Below are 17,066 nucleotides of genomic sequence, written 5' to 3'. Positions count from 1 at the left end.
CGAAGGAGGAGACACGCCCATGACGATCGGCCCGGTGGCGATGGGCGGGCGGCCCGAGGAGGTGCGCGCGCCCGAGGAGTGGCTGACCGAGGTGGAGCGCGAGCGGGCCGCGAGGTTCAGGTTCGACGCCGACCGCCGCTCGTTCACGGCCGCCCACCTGCTGGTACGGATCTGCGCCGCCGCGGTCCTGGGCGTCCGGGCCGAGGAGCTGACGCTGCTGCAGCACTGCGACACGCACGGGCCCGGGCACGGCAGGCCGTACCTTGAGCAGGCCCCGGACCTGGGGGTGAGCTTCAGCCACACGCGCGGTTACGTGTGCGCGGCGGCCGGGCCCGGCCGCGTGGGGGTGGACGCGGAGCGGATCCCGGCGGGGCCGCTCGACCAGGCGCTGGCCGGCCTGGCGCTGACCCCGCGCGAGCGGGCGCTGGTCACCGGCAACGACGAGCTGATCAGGCACTGGACGCGCAAGGAGGCGCTGATCAAGCGCGGCGAGCTGACCCTGGACCGGATGGGCGCCGCAGAGCAGGACTGGACGGGCCGGCATCTGCTGGAGTGGCGCGTGGAGCCGGACATCATAGTGGCCGTTATCACCGATGCGGAAGCCGGTAGGCGGCCTATCAGCGGATAGCCTGGAGACATGTTCTACCGTAAGCCTCTCGAAGAGCGTATCGCCGACCGCGTTGCCGCGCGCAAGCCACTCGAAGAGGGCAAGACGTTCGAGCATGGACCGGCCAAGTTCGTCTTCGTCTCGCTGCTCGTCGCCGTCGTGCTCATGCACGTGGTGGGCGTGGCGATCGTGATGGCCTTCCACTAGCCGACCCCGTTGGTTACTCTTCGTACGCTAGATTGGCAATCATGAGCGCGCCTCGCTGGCTTTCCCCCGCCGAGCAGCGTGCCTGGCGCACCCACCTGGCCCTGCACAAGCTTCTCATGCACCGCCTGGACCGGGAGCTGCAGGAGCACGCCCTGTCCCTGAACGACTACGAGATCCTGGTCAACCTCTCGGAGAGCCCCGACCGGCGGATGCGGATGAGCGACCTGGCCGACGCGACGATCCAGTCGCGCAGCCGCCTGTCCCACCAGATCTCCCGGATGGAGATCAAGGGCCTGGTCATGCGGGAGGGCTGTCCCGACGACCGGCGCGGCACCTACGCGGTGCTCACCGACGAAGGGTGGGCGACGATCCAGCGGGTGGCTCCCGTGCACGTGACCGGCGTCCGCGAGCACTTCGTGGACCGGCTCACCGACGACCAGCTCGAAGAGCTGGTCAACGCCTACGATCCGATCGTCGAGCATCTGAAAAAGCTGCGCTGACACCCAACCGATATCGGCGACGGCGCGCGGCCTTTCCGCACGCTCGCTACGATCCGCTCATGCTCAGAAAGCTCCTCGCCTCCGCCCTCGTCTTCGCCGTGCTGTCAGCCTGCTCGTCAGGCGCCGGCGAGGAGCTGCCCGCCGGGCCCGACCTGATGAAGAAGGCCGCCGAGGCGATGAAGACCGTCAAATCGGCCACTTTCTCGATCGCCACCGAGGGCAAGCCGAACGTGCCGGTCAAGAAGGCCGACGGCCGGCTGACCGCGGCGGGCGACGCCGACGGGACGATCACGCTGGACGTGCTGGGCAGCCTGCAGGAGGTGTCCTTCGCCCTGATCGGCGACACCGTGCACTTCAAGGGGCCGACCGGCGGCTTCCAGAAGATGACCAGGCAGCAGCTCGCCCAGCTCTACGACCCCTCGCTGATCCTCAGCCCCACCAAGGGCATCGCGCAGCTGCTCAGCTCGGCGGCGGAGGCCAGCGTGGAGGCCGAGGAGGCCGGCGCCTACCGGGTGGCCACCACCTTCTCCGCGCAGACGCTCGGCACGCTGGTGCCGGGGGTCACGCAGGCCGTCAACGGCAAGGTCTGGGTCGACAAGGCCAGCAGCAGGCTCACCAAGGTCGAGCTGCCGCTGCAGAACGGCGGGGTGACGGTGTCATTGAGCGACTACGACGCGCCGGTGACGGTCACGCCGCCTCCCACGGCCGGATGAGGCGCGCCCGCCGGGTCGCGCTCGGCGTGGGCGGGGCGGTGGTGCTGCTCGCCGCGCTCGACGCCTACGTGGTCGTGACCGTCCTCATCGACATCGCCGCCGATCTCGGCATCCCCCTCAACCGCCTGGAGCGGGCCACCCCCGTGGTCACGGGCTTCCTCCTGGGGTACATCGCCGCGATGCCGCTGCTCGGCCGGTTGTCGGACCGTTACGGGCGGCGGCCGCTGATCCACGCCTGCCTGGCGGCGTTCGCCGCCGGCTCGGTGCTGACGGCGTTGGCGACCGGGGAAGTGACGGTGGTGGCGGGCCGCACGGTCCAGGGGGTGGCCGGTGGCGCGCTGCTGCCGATCACCATGGCGCTGATCGGCGACCTGTGGGGCGAGCGCGAGCGTCCGCTGGCCCTCGGCGCGGTGGGCGCGGCGCAGGAGCTGGGCAGCGCGCTGGGCCCGATCTACGGCGGGGTGCTGGCGCTGATCCCGAGCGCGCCGGTGTTCGGCCTGGAGCTGGGCCGCTGGCACGCCATCTTCTGGATCAACCTGCCGCTGGCGCTCGCCGCGGCGCTGGCCGTGCAGTTCGGCATCCCCAAGGCGCCGGTGCGGACGGAGCGGGCGGCGGGCCGGATCGACGGCGTCGGCGGCGCGCTGCTCGCCCTGGCGCTCGGGCTGCTCGTCGTCGGGCTCTACAATCCCGATCCCGCCAAGGCGATCCTGCCGCCCTGGGGGGTGCCCGTCATCGCGGCCGGGCTCGTGGTGGCGGCGGCGTTCGTGTGGTGGGAGATCCGCTCCCCCGTGCGCCTGCTCGACCTGACGGGCGTCAGGAAGGGGCCGCTGCTGGCCTCGCTCGGCGTGAGCTTCCTGACCGGCGCGGCGCTGCTGGTGACGATGGTGTTCGTGCAGTTCACCGCGCAGACGCTGCTGGGGATGGAGGCGCTGGAAGCCTCGCTCGTGCTGGGCAGGTTCCTCATCGCGCTGCCGGTCGGCGCGCTGCTGGGCGGCCTGCTGACCCGCCGGCTCGGCGACCGGGTCGTCACGGTGGCGGGCCTGCTCGTGGCGGCCGTAGGTTACGCGCTGATGAGCCGCTGGCCGCTGGACCTGGCCGGTGCCCGGTTCGTGATGGACGTCGATCTGGTGGTGGCCGGGCTCGGCGTGGGCCTGGTGATCGCGCCGGTGTCGGCGGCGGTGCTGCGGGTGACTCCGTCCGCGCAGCACGGGGTGGCGTCGGCGGCGGTCGTGGTGGCGAGGATGATGGGGATGCTGATCGGCATCGCCTCGGTGTCGGCGTGGGGCTTCTACCGTTTTCAGTCGCTGACCGCGCATCTCGACACCCCGGTGCCGTTCGGCGTCGACCAGGCCGTCTTCGCCGAGCGGCTGGCTGACTATACGGCCAAGGTGCGGGCGGCGTTACATGTCGAATACACGGAGATGTTTTTGATCACGGCGGTTCTCTGCCTTCTGGGGGCGGGTGTGGCCATGTTCATCAGCGGACGTCAGGCCGACATTCCCACCCAGTCGCATTTAAGCCGGTAAGATCACTTGTTTCCCTTTTGGCGAAATTCTGAAGGAGTGAGATGCCGGAATTCACAGTGATCCGTCCTCATGAGTTGAGCGCCTCCGATATTGCCGCGTGGCGCGAGATGCAGCGTGCCCAGCCCCATCTGGCCAATCCGTTTCTCAGCCCCGACTTCACCCTCGCCATGGGCGAGGTGGACGATCGGGTGCGGGTGCTCATCGTGCGCGACGAGGCGGGCATCGCCGGTTTCCTGCCGTACGAGCGCACCGGCGGCGTGGGCGCGGCCGTGGGCTCGTGGGTGTCGCTGTCCCAGGGGGTGATCCACCGTCCGGGAGCCGAATTCGACGTGGACGCGCTGCTGCAGGCCTGCGGGCTGCACGTCTGGGAGTTCGGCTGCCTGGTGGAGCGGCAGCCCTGGTTCGCCCCCTACATCAGGCAGAGCCTGGAGGCGACGCTGCTCGACCTGAGTGACGGCTACCCGGCCTACGAGGAGAAGCTGAAGGCCAGGTCCCCGAAGTTCCTGAAGAGCACCCAGTACAAAGAGCGCAAACTCGGCCGCGACGTCGGCGAGGTGACCCACGTGTTCGCGGTCGACTCCGACGAGCAGTTCCGCCTGTTAAGGGAATGGAAGTCCGCCCAGTATCTGCGCATCGGCCGCCCTGACCGCTTCAGCAAGGACTGGGTGGTGCGGCTCGTCGAGCGGCTGCACGCCATCGACACCAAGGACTTCGGCGGCGTGCTGTCCATGCTGTACGCCGGCGGACAGCCGGTGGCGGGCCATTTCGGGCTGCGCTCGCACTCGACCCTGATCGGCTGGTTCCCCGCCTACGATCCGGCCTTCTCCAAGTATTCACCCGGCCTGATCCAGCACCTGCGGATGGCCGAGGACGCGGCCGCCCTCGGCCTGGACGCCCTCGACCTCAGCGTCGGCGCGGGCTATGAGTACAAAAGCGCGCTGGAGAGCCGGACCACGCCGGTGAGCGAGGGCATCGTCCGCCGGCACACGCTCCAGGCGGGCGTCCACTGGGCGCGCACGGAGCCGGTGCGCCGGGTGCGGCAGCGGATGCTGGACACCCCGGCCATCTACCGGCTCGCGGACCGGGCGCTCAAGAGCTACGGCCGCATCCGGACGAAGGGCGAGCCTCGATGAAGGTCGCCGACCTCGAGTCCGCCATGGCCGAGCGGATCGGCCAGGGCTGCCTGCACGTGCCGTCCGCGCGGTTCGGGCTGCTGCTGGCACTGCGCCACTGGTTCGCCCCCGGCGACCGGGTGCTGATCTCCCCCACCAACTGCGAGACCGTGCTGTTCATCGCGCTCGCGGCCGGGCTCACCCCGGTGATGGCGCCGGTGTCGTGGCGCGACGGCAACATCGACGTGCCCCGCGTCGACTGGACCGGCCTAGCCGGCGTGCTCACCACGCACCTGTACGGCCAGCCCGACCGGGTGGCCGAGCTGCGCGCCGAGTGCGACCGCCGCGGGCTGGTCCTCATCGACGACGCCGCGCACGCCTTCCAGACCGTGGCCGACGGGCGCCCGGCCGGCCTGTCCGGGCAGGCGGGCGTCTTCAGCCTGGCCAAGCACGGGCGGGCGATGTCCGGGGGCTTCCTCACCACCGCCGACCCCGGCGCGCTGGCCGAGCTGGCCGCGGCGCGCGAGGAGCTCCTGCTGCCCGGCGGCGCGAGACTGGGCGCGGTGCTCCGGCCGGTGCTCCGCGAGACGATCTACCGCACCGGGCTCGTCCGGCCGGTCTGGCACGCGCTCAAGCGGCTCGGCCTGGTCACCTGGACCGGGCACCGCTACCCCACGACGGCGGCGGAGGTGGCCAAGGCGTCCGGTGACCTCGCGGCGATGGACCCGTGGCTCCGCATCGACCTGGACGACTGGCGGGCACGCGCCGGGTCGGCGCTCCTGCGCTTCCAGCGCTCCCGGATGAAGGTGATCGACCGCGAGCGGGACCGCAGCATGGCCGGGGTCGAGCTGCTGCGCGCCACCCCCTGGGCGGCGCAGGGCGTCCGCGAGGCGCCGGTCCAGCCGCTCCTGCGGGTGCCGCTGCTCGTCGCGGACCGGGACGAGGCCGTCACCGCGCTGGAGGGGCAGGGCGTGGTGCCCGGCTTCATCTACGATCCGCCGCTGGACGATTACCTGTCAATGATTCCCCAAGGCCCCACGCCTGAGATCGCGCGCTGGTGGACGAGCCACGTGCTGCCCGCCGACCCGCTCGACGCCGCCCGCATGGTGCGGCTGCTGGAGCGGCTCGGCGTACGGCCCCTCGATCATCCCGCGCCGGAAGGACCCCCGCCCCATGGCCGGTAACCCACCCGAGATGGCCAGTGACGCACCCCAGCAGACCGGACCCGCCCCCAAGGCAGGGCTCGGCCTGGTGCGCAGGCTGCGGACCGACCTGCGCAACCCGCTGTTCCTGCAGGGCTACGCGCTGATGGCCAACACGGCCGCCACCGCCGTGCTGGGCCTGGGCTACTGGTTCCTGGCCGTACGGCTCTACAGCCCCGCCGCGTTCGGCGAGGGGCAACTGATGATCACGGCCATGCGCCTGTTCTCCTCGCTGGTCGGGCTCGCCTTCGTCGGGGTCATGGCCAGATTCATCCCGATCTCCGGGCGCGGCACCGCGAAACTGATCCTGCGTGGCTACGGCGTCGCCGGGGTCACCGCCGTGCTGGCGGCGCTGGTCTTCCTGCTGACCCTGCCCCTGTGGGGACCGGCGTACGCGGAGCTGGACGGCCTGCTGCCCGCGCTGTTCTTCCTCGCCTCGGTGCTCGTCTGGACGATCTTCACCTTGCAGGACGTGGTGCTGGCCGGGCTGCGTCAGGCCGTCTGGGTGCCGGTCAACAGCACCCTGTTCGGCGTGCTGAAGATGGGCCTGCTGGTGGCGCTGGCGTTCGCGCTGCCCCAGGGCGGGCTGTTCGGCGGGATCTTCGTCTCTTGGATCGTTCCCACCGCGGCGGCGCTGATCCCGATCAGCTGGCTCATCTTCCGGCGGGCGATTCCCCAGCACGTGACCAGGACCGCCGCCCAGCACACCGTCCCGCCGGGGCTGCGCGAGATCGGCAGGTTCGTGGCCGGTGACTTCTCCGGCACCCTGTCCACGCTCCTGGTCCTCTACCTGGTGCCCGTCATGGTCGGCGCCTGGCTGAACGACCCCGCGCAGTTCGGCTACTTCTCGGTGACCCACACGCTCGGCTGCATGATGGGCCTGCTGGCGGCGAACATGGCGGTCTCGCTGACGGTCGAGGGCTCCCTCGACTCCGCCCGCCTCGCCCAGACCACCCGCAACGCGCTGCGCCGCACCTTCCTCATCGTCGGGCCCATCGTGGCGGTCGTCATCGCGGCGGCCCCGCTGATCCTGCTCGTCTTCGGCTCCGAGCTGTCCGAGGCCGGCACCCCGCTGCTGCGCCTGATGGCGCTGGGCGTGCTGCCGATGGCGCTGGTGGAGATCCGGCTGGGCACACTGCGGGCGCGCAGCGAGGCCAGGAAGCTCGCGATGATCCAGATCGGCATGACGGTGCTGGTGTTCGGCAGCGTCATCGCGCTGTTCCCGGGCTTCGGCGTCACCGGGGTGGGCTACGGACTGCTGATCAGCCAGACGGTGACCGGGCTGTGCGTGCTTCCCGGGCTGCGCAGGATCGTGGCGCTCTCCCGTACCGAGTCCTGACCCGGCCGCCCCCGGGGCGGGCCCGGGGGCGGCGGGTCAAGCGGTCACGGCGAGAGCCGGTGCAGGTCGCGCGGGAAAGCGGCGGCCTGGCGGATGTTGGCCGCGCCGGTCAGGCGCGCCGTCCAGCGCTCCAGCCCGATGGCGAACCCGCCGTGCGGCGGCATCCCGTACGCGAACGCCTGAAGATAGCCCTCGTACGGCGCCGCGCTCTCACCCCGCTCGGCCAGCGCTCGCAGGTAGTCGCGGTGCCGGTGCAGCCGCTGGCCGCCGGTCACCAGCTCCAGCCCACGGAACAGCAGGTCGAAGCCGTTGGAGTAGCCGGGACGCGCCGGGTCGGGATGGGTGTAGAAGGGCCGCTTGGCCATCGGGTAGCCGGTCACGAACAGGAACTCCGAGCCGTGCTCCGTCAGCGCCCACCGCGACAGCCACCGCTCCTGGGCCGGGGACAGGTCCGGCTCGTCCTCGCCGGTCATCCGCTGCGCCTCGGTGAAGTGCACGGCCGGGATCTCGGCGGGCACCTCGGGCAGCGTCAGGCCGAGCGTGGCGACGGCTGCGGCGGCCCGCTCGCGTACGGACTCCAGCATGCCCGCCACCGCCTCGCGCAGCACCGCCATCACCTCGCGGTGGTCGCGCACGAAGCCCAGCTCCGCGTCGAGACTGGTGTACTGGGCCAGGTGGCGGACGGTGTCGTGCGGCTCGGCCCGGAAGACCGGCCCCACCTCGTAGACCCGCTCGAACACCCCCACCATCGCCTGTTTGTAGAACTGCGGCGACTGCGCGAGGTAGGCGGGGCGGCCGAAGTAGTCGATGCCGAAGACGTTCGCGCCGGACTCGGTCGCCGAGGCCACGATCTTCGGGGTGTGGACCTCGGTGAAGCCGAGCCGGTCGAGCACCGCCCGGAAGCCTGCCACGCTCGCCGCCGAGATCTCCAGCGGAGCTCTGAGCGCCGGGTGCCGCAGGGTGACCGGGGCGTGGTCGAGGATCGTCGGCAGGGTGGCCGGCACGACCGGGCGGTAGAGGTCGAACGGCGGCGCCTCGACCGGCTCGGACAGCACGTGCAGCTCGGGGCCGGTGAGCTCGACACCGCCCGGCGCCCGGGGGTTGGCCGTCACGGTCCCGGTGACCTCGACGACGCTCTCCTCGCCGGGCAGGTCGCCGCCGTGGCAGACGGCCTGCGCCAGCCCGGCGCGGTCCCGGATGACGAGGAAGGACACGGATTTCAGCAGCCGGCGGCGATGGACCCAGCCGGCGATCGTCACTCGTTGGCCGGCGTGCTCGGTGAGCTCCGCCGACAGGACACGAGAGATCATCACAACTCCTCACGAGGAAGTGCATGACCCCTTGGGAGTGCGGGGGAGAAGGGGCTCCCGGTGCCACCGCACTTTCGCCGCCCGCGAGGGGCGGCCTCCACGACCCGATGACGGGGGTCAGACCGGCGGGGCATTTCCTCCCCGCACTCGGGAGTGTCTTCGCCAGGGGGCGCGGGGCCGCCTTTTCAGCGGTCGGCGGCTCTCTCGGCCCGCGCGGGCCCTGGCTACTCGTCTCCGTCTACGCGTTGCCGTGGATCGTACCCAGGCGGGCTCTCGTCAGGCAACGCGATTCGGCGGCGTCAGCGATCCTTCTTCTGCCGCTTCTCCCGGATCTTCATCGTGACCTCGATCGGCGATCCGGCGAAGCCGAACTCCTCGCGGATCCGGCGCTCGATGAAGCGGCGGTAGGTGTCCTCCAGCCAGCCCGAGGTGAACAGCACGAACTTGGGCGGCTCGGTCGACGCCTGCGTGGCGAACAGGATCTTCGGCTGCTTGCCGCTGCGCACCGGCGGCGGCGTCGCGTGCACCAGGTCGGTCAGGAACGCGTTGAGCCTGGACGTCGGCACCCGGGTGGACCAGGAGTCCAGCGCCTTCTCCAGCGCGGGCACGAGCCGGTCCATGTGGCGGCCGGTCAGTGCGGAGATGTTGACGCGCAGCGCCCACGGGGTGCGGACGAGCTGCCTGTCGATCTCCCGCTCCAGGTAGTAGCGGCGGTCCTCGTCGACGAGGTCCCACTTGTTGAAGGCCACCACCATGGCCCTGCCGGACTCGATCACCAGGCTGATGATGCGCAGGTCCTGCTCGGTGAGCGGCTCGCTGGCGTCGATCAGCACGATCGCCACCTCCGAGCGGTCGAGCGCGGCCCTGGTGCGCATGGCGGCGTAGAAGTCGGCGCCCTGCAGCTCGCGGTCGCGCCGCCGGATGCCCGCGGTGTCGACGAACCGCCAGGTCTTGTCACCGAGCTCGATCAGCTCGTCGACCGGGTCGCGGGTGGTGCCGGCCATCGGGTCGACCAGCACCCGCTCCTGCCCCGCGAGCTTGTTGAGCAGGGAGGACTTGCCCACGTTGGGCTTGCCGAGCAGCGCCACCCGGGCGGGCCCGCGCTTGTCGCCGAACGTCACCGCCGGCGTCTCCGGCAGCGCCTCGAGCACCACGTCGAGCAGGTCGCCGCTGGAGCGGCCGTGCAGGGCGGAGACGGCGTGCGGCTCGCCGAGGCCGAGCGACCACAGGGCCGCGGCCTCCATCTCGATCTGCTGGTTGTCGACCTTGTTGGCGGTCAGGATGACCGGCTTGCCGGACTGACGCAGGATGGAGCCCACGATCTCGTCGGCGTCGGTGGCGCCCACGGTCGCGTCGACCACGAACACGATCACGTCCGCCAGCTCGGCGGCGATCTGCGCCTGCTCGGCGATGCGCAGGTTCATCCCGGTGGCGTCAGGGTCCCAGCCGCCGGTGTCGACGACGGTGAACCGGCGTCCGCGCCAGTTGGCTTCGTAGGTGACGCGGTCGCGGGTCACACCCGGCACGTCCTCGACGACCGCCTCGCGGCGGCCGATGATGCGGTTGACCAGTGTGGACTTGCCGACATTCGGCCGTCCGACGATGGCCACGACCGGCAGCGGAGTGCTGTCGGCCGTTTCCTCGGTCACGTCTAGCTCGTCGAGGTCAGCCTCGACCCAATTCCCCGTGGACACGATGTCTCATCCTTTTAGAGTCCCGCACCCTCAGGTGCGCTCCTTGACCAGTCTCAGCACCTCCGCGATGACCTCTTCGAGGTTGAGCGCGGTGGTGTCGAGCTCGATGGCGCCATCCGCCAGCGAGAGTGGATCTGTCTTGCGTGTCGAGTCCAGCGTGTCGCGCCTGGCCATGGCGGCCTGCTGCGCTCGCGCGGTGGTGCCGGTCAGCTCCGCCGAACGGCGCTGGGCCCGGGCCTCGGCGCTGGCCGTCAGATAGATTTTGACGGGCGCGTCCGGGGCGACGACGGAGCCGATGTCGCGGCCTTCGACCACGATGTCACCGGTGCCGACGATCTCCTGCTGGAGCGCGACGAGCCGCGCCCGCACCTGCGGCACCGCCGCCACGGCGGAGACCGCGGAGGTCACCTCGTCCTGCCTGATCGGCTCACCCACGTCGACGCCGTCGACCTGGATGGACGGGGCGTCGGGGTCGGTGCCGGAGACGATCTCGGGCTCGCCGGAGCGGGCCGCGACCGCGGCCTGATCGGCGAGGTCGACGCCCTGCCGGAGCATCCACCAGGTCATCGCCCGGTATTGTGCCCCGGTGTCCAGGTAACGCAGTCCCAGCGCGCGAGCGACTCCGCGCGACGCGCTCGACTTGCCCGACCCCGAAGGGCCGTCCATGGCGATGACCAGACCGGCCACGGTCTCTCCCTCTTCACGTTTGACCTAACCTGAAGAGGTTACCGCCTCCCGGTCAGTCACTCACCCAGCTGCCGTGGAAGCCGAGCGGCACCCGGGCCGGCAGGTGCACGGTGGCGACCGGCTCGCCGGTGAAGTCCTGCGCCGACAGGATCACCAGGTCGGCCGCGCCCCGCTCCGGATCGTTGACGAAGGTCATCACATAGCCGTCGTCCTCGCCCTCGCCCGACTCCACGAACACCGGCTCCCCCACGTAGGCGTCCCGGCCGAACCGCCGCTCCTGCTGGGTGCCGCGCTCCAGGTCGTGCTTGATGAGCGTGTTGTCGAACGCCACGTCCGGGAGGTCCTCCATGGCCAGGTCCCGCTGGTGGACCACATCGACCAGGTCATGGGTGGCCACGGTATAGCCGTAGCGGTACGGCCTGCCGGTGAGCCGCTCGTTCATCCGCGGGAACTCCTGCGTCCGATCGTCCAGCCGGGTCTCGCGCACCGTGCCCGACGCCAGGTCGATCCGCCAGCGGTCCAGCGTGGGGGTGCCGCCCGTGTCGAGGCGGGCGTCGACGAAGCGCTTGGGGTAGCGCACCACGTCGACCACGACCTGGTCGCCGTCGTCGTAGGCGTTGAGCGTGTGGAAGACCCAGCACGGGTTCACCTCGAACCAGCGCACCTCGCCGGTCCGGCGGGACAGCAGCCCGAGCCGGGAGGCGTGCTCGTCGTTCCACGCGTACGGCAGCGGCGTGCCCTTCTCGGCGTGCGCCATGCTGAAGGTGACGGGCAGGTCGTAGAGCACCACGAACCGCTCGGTCAGCGCGAAGTCGTGCATCATGGGCGCGTCCGCGATGGGGATGTCCGTGGTCCGCGTGACGGTGCCCTTGGCGTCGAGCACGATGTGCTGGTGGTGGTCCCAGCCGAAGAAGTACGCCATCGCGTGCAACTCGCCTGTGGCCGGGTCCAGGTGGGTGTGCGCGGCGTATCCGCCGGGCAGCCCGCCGTCGAAGTCGCACGCGCCGATCGTGTCGAGCTCGTAGCTGAGCTCGTACGGCAGCGCCCCCGCCTCCACGGTCGCGAACGTACGGCCGGCCACACCGATCACGTGCGTGTTGGCCGCGAAGTCCATGCCGCCGTGCGTGGGGCCGGGCCTCGGCTCCTCGCCGAGCCGCCGGGCGACCTCGGCGCTGCGCACCCACCGGTTGCGGTACCACTCGGCGCGGCCGTCGCGCAGCCGCACCCCGTGCACCATGCCCTCGCCCAGGAACAGGTGGGAGGCGCCCGGGTCGTCGAGGCCGAGCGGGTTGGGGCCGTTGCGCAGGTAGCGGCCGTTGAGCTCGGCGGGGATGCGGCCGGTGACCGCCAGGTCGAAGGCGGTGATCTCGTCGGTGACGGGGGCGAGACCACCTCGGTAAGGCGTCGACATCAGGGGATCCTCTCGTCGTGCGTCATGAAGGAACGTCGCGTGTCGGGACGGAATGTCGTGCGTCAGGAACACCGTGCGTCAGGAACGTCGCCTGTCAGGAAAGGGCTGAGCACCGAGGCGCAGAGCAGCCGGTAGCGCTGCTCCCCCTCGGCTCGGTCGAAGAAGCCCGCGAGCTCCAGGCTGACCGCGCCGTGCATGGCCATCCAGAGCACGTCGGCGATCTCCGCGTCGGAGCCGCCGTGCAGCAGCCCGTGCGCCAGGCAGCGGCGGACCCCGGCCACGAGCAGGTCGAAGGACCTCTTCGCCTCCTGCCTGGCCGCAGGGCTCGGGGTGAAGCCGGGCACGCCCCCTTGGAACATGACGCGGTAATAGTCCGGCTGGTCCAGCGCGTAGCTCCGGTAGGCGTCGATACCGGCCCGCAGGTGCGTCATGGCGTCCGGGCCAGGGGGCGCGGCCAGCAACCGCCGCTCGAACCTGGCGAACCCCTCCAGCCAGAGCGCCTCGCTGAGCCCGTCCTTGCCGCCGAAGAGCGTGTAGATCACTTTGGTGGAGCAGCCGACCTCGGCGGAGATGCGGCGCACGGTCAGTGAGGCCGGGCCTTCGGTGATCAGGAGGTGCGTGGCCGCGTCCAGGATCGCGGCCCTGACGACATCCTGGCCCTCGCGCTGGGCTTGCTGATAAGTGGTGGCGCTCATCCGAAACATCGTTTCTGTCCGGTAACACTGTTACCCACTCTTTGTACGCCCCTCTCAACGCCCCGTCAAGCACGAGTAAGCGCGGTGTTCCCGGAAAGGAAGGCATGGGGCGAAGGAGCCGAGATGGCGGATTTGAGAGACATGGCCGGCAGGGTGACGGTGGTGGTCGCCACCATGAACCGGCTCCGCGCGCTCCAGCGCTCGCTCCCCCACCATCCCAGCCCGGTGATCCTGGTCGACAACGGCTCCACGGACGGCACCGTCGGCTTCGTCCAGCGCCACTTCCCGCACGTGCGCGTCGTCGAGGCCGGCCGCAACCTGGGCGCGCCCGCCCGCAACCTGGGCGTCGAGCTGGCCGAGACGCCCTACGTGGCCTTCGCCGACGACGACTCCTGGTGGGCCGCCGGCGCGCTGGACCTGGCCGCCGACGTCCTCGACGCCCACCCACGGCTGGCCATGCTCGGCGCCCGCGTCCTCGTCGGGGCCGAGCAGCGGCTCGATCCGGTGAGCGAGGAGATGCGGCGCTCACCTCTCGGCGTACAGGACGACCTTCCGGGGCCCAGCGTGCTCGGCTTCCTGGCGTGCGGGGCGGTGGTGCGCAAGAAGGCGTTTCTGGAAGCGGGCGGATTCGACGAGGTGATCTTCTTCTTCGGCGAGGAGGAGCGCCTGGCCATGGACCTGGCCGCCCAGGGCTGGGGGCTCGCCTACGTCGACGCCGTGGTGGCGCACCACCATCCGTCGCCGCCCCGCGACCCCGCCGGACGGCAGGCGCTGGCGGTGCGCAACGCCGTGCTCACCGCCGTCCTGCGCCGCCCCTGGCGCGTGGTGGCCCTGCGCTCGCTCGGCGCCCTGCGCCGCGGCCCCCTGGGCTGGCGCGGACTGCGTACGACGCTGCCACGCCTGCCCCAGGCGCTGGCCCAGCGCCGGCAGCTCCCACCCGACGTCGAGCAGGCACGCCGCACCCTCGAGCGCGATCACGGTACGTGACCGAAGGGGTGGCAAAGTCAGCGCCGCGCCCTTCCCCAGTCCAGCCTCCGGCGTCGGGCGTCAGGCGTCCAGCGTCAGGGAAGCTGCCAGTCGCGTTCGCGCAGGGCCTGGGCGAGCACCGGGGCCGAGTCCGGCTGCACCGACAGCTCCGCGATGCCGAGCGGCAGGCCGGGCGCGTGCTCCAGGCGCACGTCCTCGACGTTGACCCCGACCTCGTCGCAGATCTGGAAGAGCCGGGCGAGCTGGCCCGGACGGTCGCCGATGACGACCTGGACGACGACGTAGGCGGGAGCCGGGCCGCCGTGCTTGCCCGGGATGCGGTCGTGGCCCGCGACGCCGCGCTTGAGCAACTGGGTGATCTCGCCGTGTGCCGTGCCGTCGCCGTCGGCCAGCGCGCGCAGCGCGGACGCGGCCTCGGCCAGGTCGTGGGAGACCGCCTCCAGCACCTCGGCGACCGGGGCGGCGTTGCCCGACAGGATGCCCAGCCACAGGCCGGGGTCGCCGCCCGCGATCCGGGTCACGTCGCGCACCCCCTGCCCCGCCAGGCCGAGCGCGACCTCGGTGGCGTCGGACAGGCGCGCCGCGACCGCCGCCGCGGCCACATGCGGAGCGTGCGAGACGACCGCCACCGCCCTGTCGTGATCGACGGCGTCCACCTCGACCGGGTTGGCGCCGCACAGCTCGATCAGCCGCAGCACGGCCGCCCTGGCCGCGCCGGACGCCTCGGCCGTCGGGCAGATCGCCCACGGCCGGCCCAGGAACAGGTCCGCGCGGCCCGCGCCGGGCCCGGACTTCTCCCGCCCGGCGAGGGGATGAGAAGCCACATAGCTGGTCAGATCGCAGCCGAGCCGGGCGGCGCACTCGATCGGCTCCGCCTTGACGCTCGCCACGTCGGTGTAGAACCGGGCGACGCCGCCCTTCTGCAGCGACAGCAGCTCGTCGGCGACCTGGCCCGGCGGCACCGCGATCACCGCGAGGTCGATCGCCTCCGCCCGCCGCTCGTCCGGCTGCCATTCCTCCCCCGCGCCCAGCTCGCGCGCCAGCCGGACGGCGCCCTGGTCACGGTCGGCGAGCAGCACCCGCACGCCCTTCTGACGCAGCGCCAGCGCCAGCGAGGTGCCGATGAGACCGGTGCCCACCACCAGAACGGTGCGGAGTTCGGAGGCCATGTCTTCGTCCCGGATGCTTGATTACTGAGCGATGTCCTGGCGCAGCGCGACGGCGCCACGCAGGTAGACGTGCTGGATGGCGGCGCGCGGCCGGTCGGTCTCCACATGCGCCATGAGCCGCACCACCCGGGGCAGCGCGCCGGGCACGTCGATCTCGGTGGTGCAGATCAGCGGCACATCGTGGAAGCCCAGCTTGCGCGCCGCCAGCGCGGGAAACTCCGCGGTCAGGTCGGGCGTCGCCGTGAACAGCACGCTGATCACGTCATCCGTGGTGAGCTCGTTGCGCGCCATGATCTGGGCGACCAGCTCGGTCGTCCCCTCGATGATCGAGTCGCGGTCGTTGGCACCCACCTGGATGGCCCCGCGGATCGCCCTCACCATGCGCTTCGCTCCTTCTATAAGCGGGAGAGCCCGTGCGGAGATTCGCACGGGCTCCTGCGTTCTGGCCAGGCTACCAAAGGTCCGCAAAAAGCCCTGGCCTTCAGGCTGGGGATGAATGCGGTTCCCGTCAGGGGATGGCCTGCCGGTAGGCGGGGCAACCAGGCAGGAGTGCGTGGTGCGGACCATGGACCGGTCGCGCTGGTCGGCGTTGCCGATTGATGCATGCCGCGTCGGTATGCGTCTGGCTTGGACATGGGAGTAGCCGCTAGCATGTTCGAGTTCGCGGAAAGTGTGCGATCCATTGCACAGTGTTAGTGGTTGTGTTTGTGGTCATGGAGAGGGGTGGTGTTCAGTGAAGCTGCGCTACAACTACCGGCTGTACCCGGACGCGCCCCAGCAAGCGTCTCTGGCTCGGTTGTTCGGGTGTGTCCGGGCAGTATGGAACGACGCGCTGGCCCGACGTAAAGCCGCGTGGAAAGCCGACAGGGCACGGATCAGTGGCCCACGGTTGCAGCAGATCTGCATCACCGCCGCCAAGCGCACTCCTGAACGGGACTGGCTCGGACAGGTGTCCCCGGTGCCGTTGCAGCAGTCGCTGCGGGACCTGGACGTGGCCTATGGCAACTTTTTCGCTTCGGTGTCGGGCAAGCGTAAGGGCCCGAAGGTGGGGTTGCCGGTGTTCAAGTCGCGCCGTGATCACCGCCAGTCGGCCCGGTTCACCACCACCGCATTCAGGCTCCGCCCCGGCGGTGCTGGGAATGCGTTGTATCTGGCGAAGATCGGTGAGATCGAGGTGCGGTGGTCGCGCGAGCTCCCCGCTCCGCCGTCGAGCGTGACGGTCGTCAAGGACGCGGCGGGCAGATATTTCGCCTCCTTTGTCGTTGACGTGCCGGACGACAGCCAGGCCTTCCCCCGCAGTGATGCGGAGACGGGGATCGATCTCGGTCTGACCCACTACGCGGTCACCTCCGACGGCGAAAAGATCGCCAACCCGAAGTGGCTGCGCCGCAGGGAACGCAAGCTGAAGAAACTTCAGCGTGCCCTGTCACGCAAGAAGAAGGGCAGCGCCAACCGCACCAAAGCCCGCATCAAAGTCGCCCGTCAGCACGCCAAGGTCAGCGATGCCCGCCGGAACTTCCTGCACCGGACCAGCACCACGATCGTCCGCGAGAACCAAGTGGTGGCGGTCGAGGGCCTGGCCGTGCGAGGACTGGCGCGGGGCAGACTGGCCAAGAGCGTCAACGACGCCTCCTGGGGCACCTTCCTACGCCTGCTGGAAGGCAAAGCCGCCCGCTACGGCCGCAGCTTCATCACCATCGACCGCTGGTATCCCTCCTCCCAGCTGTGCCCCTGCTGCGGCCACCGGATCGGGAAGCTCAGCCTGGATGTCCGTGTCTGGGACTGCCTCTCCTGCGGCGAGCACCACGACCGTGACATCGCCGCCGCACTCAACATCCTGGCCGAAGGCATCCGCCTGAAAACCCGAACGATGTGAACGGCCTGAACGACTCAAACGGCCCGCACGA

At 70.8% G+C, this 17,066-nt stretch carries 17 protein-coding genes; 10 read left to right on the top strand and 7 right to left on the bottom strand.

The genetic code is table 11. From position 1 onward, the window contains the following. The first annotated feature begins 19 nt into the window (after positions 1 to 19). The 8 genes from IEY87_RS19315 to IEY87_RS19280 are packed head-to-tail and all read left to right on the top strand — an operon-like array spanning position 20 to position 7,206. Positions 20 to 628 carry a 4'-phosphopantetheinyl transferase family protein gene (locus IEY87_RS19315; RefSeq protein WP_225277485.1) on the top strand — a complete coding sequence of 203 codons (609 nt, stop codon included), beginning with the start codon at positions 20 to 22 and terminating at the stop codon, positions 626 to 628. A 9-nt stretch (positions 629 to 637) separates the two neighbouring features. Next, positions 638 to 814, top strand: coding sequence for a hypothetical protein (locus IEY87_RS19310; protein WP_189140077.1), 177 nt, complete (start codon positions 638 to 640; stop codon positions 812 to 814). A gap of 41 nt (positions 815 to 855) precedes the next feature. After that, positions 856 to 1,314, top strand: a complete 459-nt coding sequence (locus IEY87_RS19305) for a MarR family winged helix-turn-helix transcriptional regulator (RefSeq protein WP_189140076.1) — start codon at positions 856 to 858, stop codon at positions 1,312 to 1,314. 59 nt (positions 1,315 to 1,373) lie between these two features. Beyond that, the gene (locus IEY87_RS19300; protein ID WP_189140075.1) at positions 1,374 to 2,027 is read left to right on the top strand and encodes an LppX_LprAFG lipoprotein; all 654 of its coding nucleotides are present in this window, start codon (positions 1,374 to 1,376) and stop codon (positions 2,025 to 2,027) included. Continuing rightward, positions 2,024 to 3,553, top strand: a complete 1,530-nt coding sequence (locus IEY87_RS19295) for an MFS transporter (protein ID WP_189140074.1) — start codon at positions 2,024 to 2,026, stop codon at positions 3,551 to 3,553. The genes IEY87_RS19300 and IEY87_RS19295 overlap by 4 nt, the downstream gene beginning before the upstream one ends. Before the next feature lie 41 nt (positions 3,554 to 3,594). Beyond that, positions 3,595 to 4,686, top strand: a complete 1,092-nt coding sequence (locus IEY87_RS19290) for a GNAT family N-acetyltransferase (RefSeq protein ID WP_189140073.1) — start codon at positions 3,595 to 3,597, stop codon at positions 4,684 to 4,686. Then, positions 4,683 to 5,849 (top strand): DegT/DnrJ/EryC1/StrS family aminotransferase, encoded by a 1,167-nt coding sequence (locus IEY87_RS19285; protein WP_189140072.1) that lies wholly within the window; start codon positions 4,683 to 4,685, stop codon positions 5,847 to 5,849. The genes IEY87_RS19290 and IEY87_RS19285 overlap by 4 nt, the downstream gene beginning before the upstream one ends. After that, on the top strand, positions 5,839 to 7,206 hold the full coding sequence (locus IEY87_RS19280; RefSeq protein WP_189140071.1) for a lipopolysaccharide biosynthesis protein: 1,368 nt from the start codon (positions 5,839 to 5,841) through the stop codon (positions 7,204 to 7,206). Before IEY87_RS19285 ends, IEY87_RS19280 begins: the two co-directional genes overlap by 11 nt. Positions 7,207 to 7,250: 44 nt before the next feature. Here the strand turns inward: IEY87_RS19280 and aspS are convergent, their stop codons facing one another. The 5 genes from aspS to IEY87_RS19255 form a co-directional block, all read right to left on the bottom strand. Then, positions 7,251 to 8,516, bottom strand: a complete 1,266-nt coding sequence (gene aspS, locus IEY87_RS19275) for an aspartate--tRNA(Asn) ligase (protein ID WP_189140070.1) — start codon at positions 8,514 to 8,516, stop codon at positions 7,251 to 7,253. A 299-nt stretch (positions 8,517 to 8,815) separates the two neighbouring features. After that, on the bottom strand, positions 8,816 to 10,210 hold the full coding sequence (der, locus tag IEY87_RS19270) for a ribosome biogenesis GTPase Der (protein WP_189140069.1): 1,395 nt from the start codon (positions 10,208 to 10,210) through the stop codon (positions 8,816 to 8,818). Positions 10,211 to 10,240: 30 nt separating this feature from the next. Then, a complete protein-coding gene (gene cmk / locus IEY87_RS19265) occupies positions 10,241 to 10,897 on the bottom strand; it encodes a (d)CMP kinase (RefSeq protein ID WP_225277484.1) in 657 nt (218 codons plus the stop codon). Between the two features lie 52 nt (positions 10,898 to 10,949). After that, positions 10,950 to 12,308, bottom strand: coding sequence for a carotenoid oxygenase family protein (locus tag IEY87_RS19260; RefSeq protein WP_189140068.1), 1,359 nt, complete (start codon positions 12,306 to 12,308; stop codon positions 10,950 to 10,952). A gap of 62 nt (positions 12,309 to 12,370) precedes the next feature. Next, a complete protein-coding gene (locus IEY87_RS19255; RefSeq protein WP_189140067.1) occupies positions 12,371 to 13,003 on the bottom strand; it encodes a TetR/AcrR family transcriptional regulator in 633 nt (210 codons plus the stop codon). 123 nt (positions 13,004 to 13,126) lie between these two features. Here IEY87_RS19255 and IEY87_RS19250 point away from each other — a divergent pair, with 123 nt between their 5' ends. Further along, positions 13,127 to 13,990 carry a glycosyltransferase family 2 protein gene (locus IEY87_RS19250; protein WP_225277483.1) on the top strand — a complete coding sequence of 288 codons (864 nt, stop codon included), beginning with the start codon at positions 13,127 to 13,129 and terminating at the stop codon, positions 13,988 to 13,990. Between the two features lie 74 nt (positions 13,991 to 14,064). On the opposite strand, the gene IEY87_RS19245 is transcribed toward IEY87_RS19250, so the two are convergent. Continuing rightward, complete coding sequence (locus IEY87_RS19245; protein ID WP_189140066.1) at positions 14,065 to 15,159, bottom strand: prephenate dehydrogenase; 1,095 nt, start codon at positions 15,157 to 15,159, stop codon at positions 14,065 to 14,067. A 21-nt stretch (positions 15,160 to 15,180) separates the two neighbouring features. Next, the gene (gene aroH, locus IEY87_RS19240; RefSeq protein WP_189140065.1) at positions 15,181 to 15,540 is read right to left on the bottom strand and encodes a chorismate mutase; all 360 of its coding nucleotides are present in this window, start codon (positions 15,538 to 15,540) and stop codon (positions 15,181 to 15,183) included. 352 nt (positions 15,541 to 15,892) lie between these two features. Here aroH and IEY87_RS19235 point away from each other — a divergent pair, with 352 nt between their 5' ends. After that, entirely contained in the window at positions 15,893 to 17,035 is a 1,143-nt protein-coding gene (locus IEY87_RS19235; RefSeq protein WP_189140064.1) for an RNA-guided endonuclease InsQ/TnpB family protein, read from the top strand. Positions 17,036 to 17,066: the final 31 nt, after the last annotated feature.

The organism is Nonomuraea glycinis (genome assembly GCF_014646515.1).
Classification (GTDB): Bacteria; Actinomycetota; Actinomycetes; order Streptosporangiales; family Streptosporangiaceae; genus Nonomuraea; species Nonomuraea glycinis.
The sequence above is the reverse complement of the archived record's forward strand: the minus strand, read 5'-3'. Positions and strand labels throughout refer to the sequence as shown.

Coding starts and splice junctions, on each gene's coding strand:
- IEY87_RS19315 (WP_225277485.1), top strand. CDS start 20: ATGACGATCGGCCCGGTGGCGATGGGCGGGCGGCCCGAGGAGGTGCGC.
- IEY87_RS19310 (WP_189140077.1), top strand. CDS start 638: ATGTTCTACCGTAAGCCTCTCGAAGAGCGTATCGCCGACCGCGTTGCC.
- IEY87_RS19305 (WP_189140076.1), top strand. CDS start 856: ATGAGCGCGCCTCGCTGGCTTTCCCCCGCCGAGCAGCGTGCCTGGCGC.
- IEY87_RS19300 (WP_189140075.1), top strand. CDS start 1,374: ATGCTCAGAAAGCTCCTCGCCTCCGCCCTCGTCTTCGCCGTGCTGTCA.
- IEY87_RS19295 (WP_189140074.1), top strand. CDS start 2,024: ATGAGGCGCGCCCGCCGGGTCGCGCTCGGCGTGGGCGGGGCGGTGGTG.
- IEY87_RS19290 (WP_189140073.1), top strand. CDS start 3,595: ATGCCGGAATTCACAGTGATCCGTCCTCATGAGTTGAGCGCCTCCGAT.
- IEY87_RS19285 (WP_189140072.1), top strand. CDS start 4,683: ATGAAGGTCGCCGACCTCGAGTCCGCCATGGCCGAGCGGATCGGCCAG.
- IEY87_RS19280 (WP_189140071.1), top strand. CDS start 5,839: ATGGCCGGTAACCCACCCGAGATGGCCAGTGACGCACCCCAGCAGACC.
- aspS (WP_189140070.1), bottom strand. CDS start 8,516: ATGATCTCTCGTGTCCTGTCGGCGGAGCTCACCGAGCACGCCGGCCAA.
- IEY87_RS19260 (WP_189140068.1), bottom strand. CDS start 12,308: ATGTCGACGCCTTACCGAGGTGGTCTCGCCCCCGTCACCGACGAGATC.
- IEY87_RS19255 (WP_189140067.1), bottom strand. CDS start 13,003: ATGAGCGCCACCACTTATCAGCAAGCCCAGCGCGAGGGCCAGGATGTC.
- IEY87_RS19250 (WP_225277483.1), top strand. CDS start 13,127: ATGGCGGATTTGAGAGACATGGCCGGCAGGGTGACGGTGGTGGTCGCC.
- IEY87_RS19245 (WP_189140066.1), bottom strand. CDS start 15,159: ATGGCCTCCGAACTCCGCACCGTTCTGGTGGTGGGCACCGGTCTCATC.
- aroH (WP_189140065.1), bottom strand. CDS start 15,540: ATGGTGAGGGCGATCCGCGGGGCCATCCAGGTGGGTGCCAACGACCGC.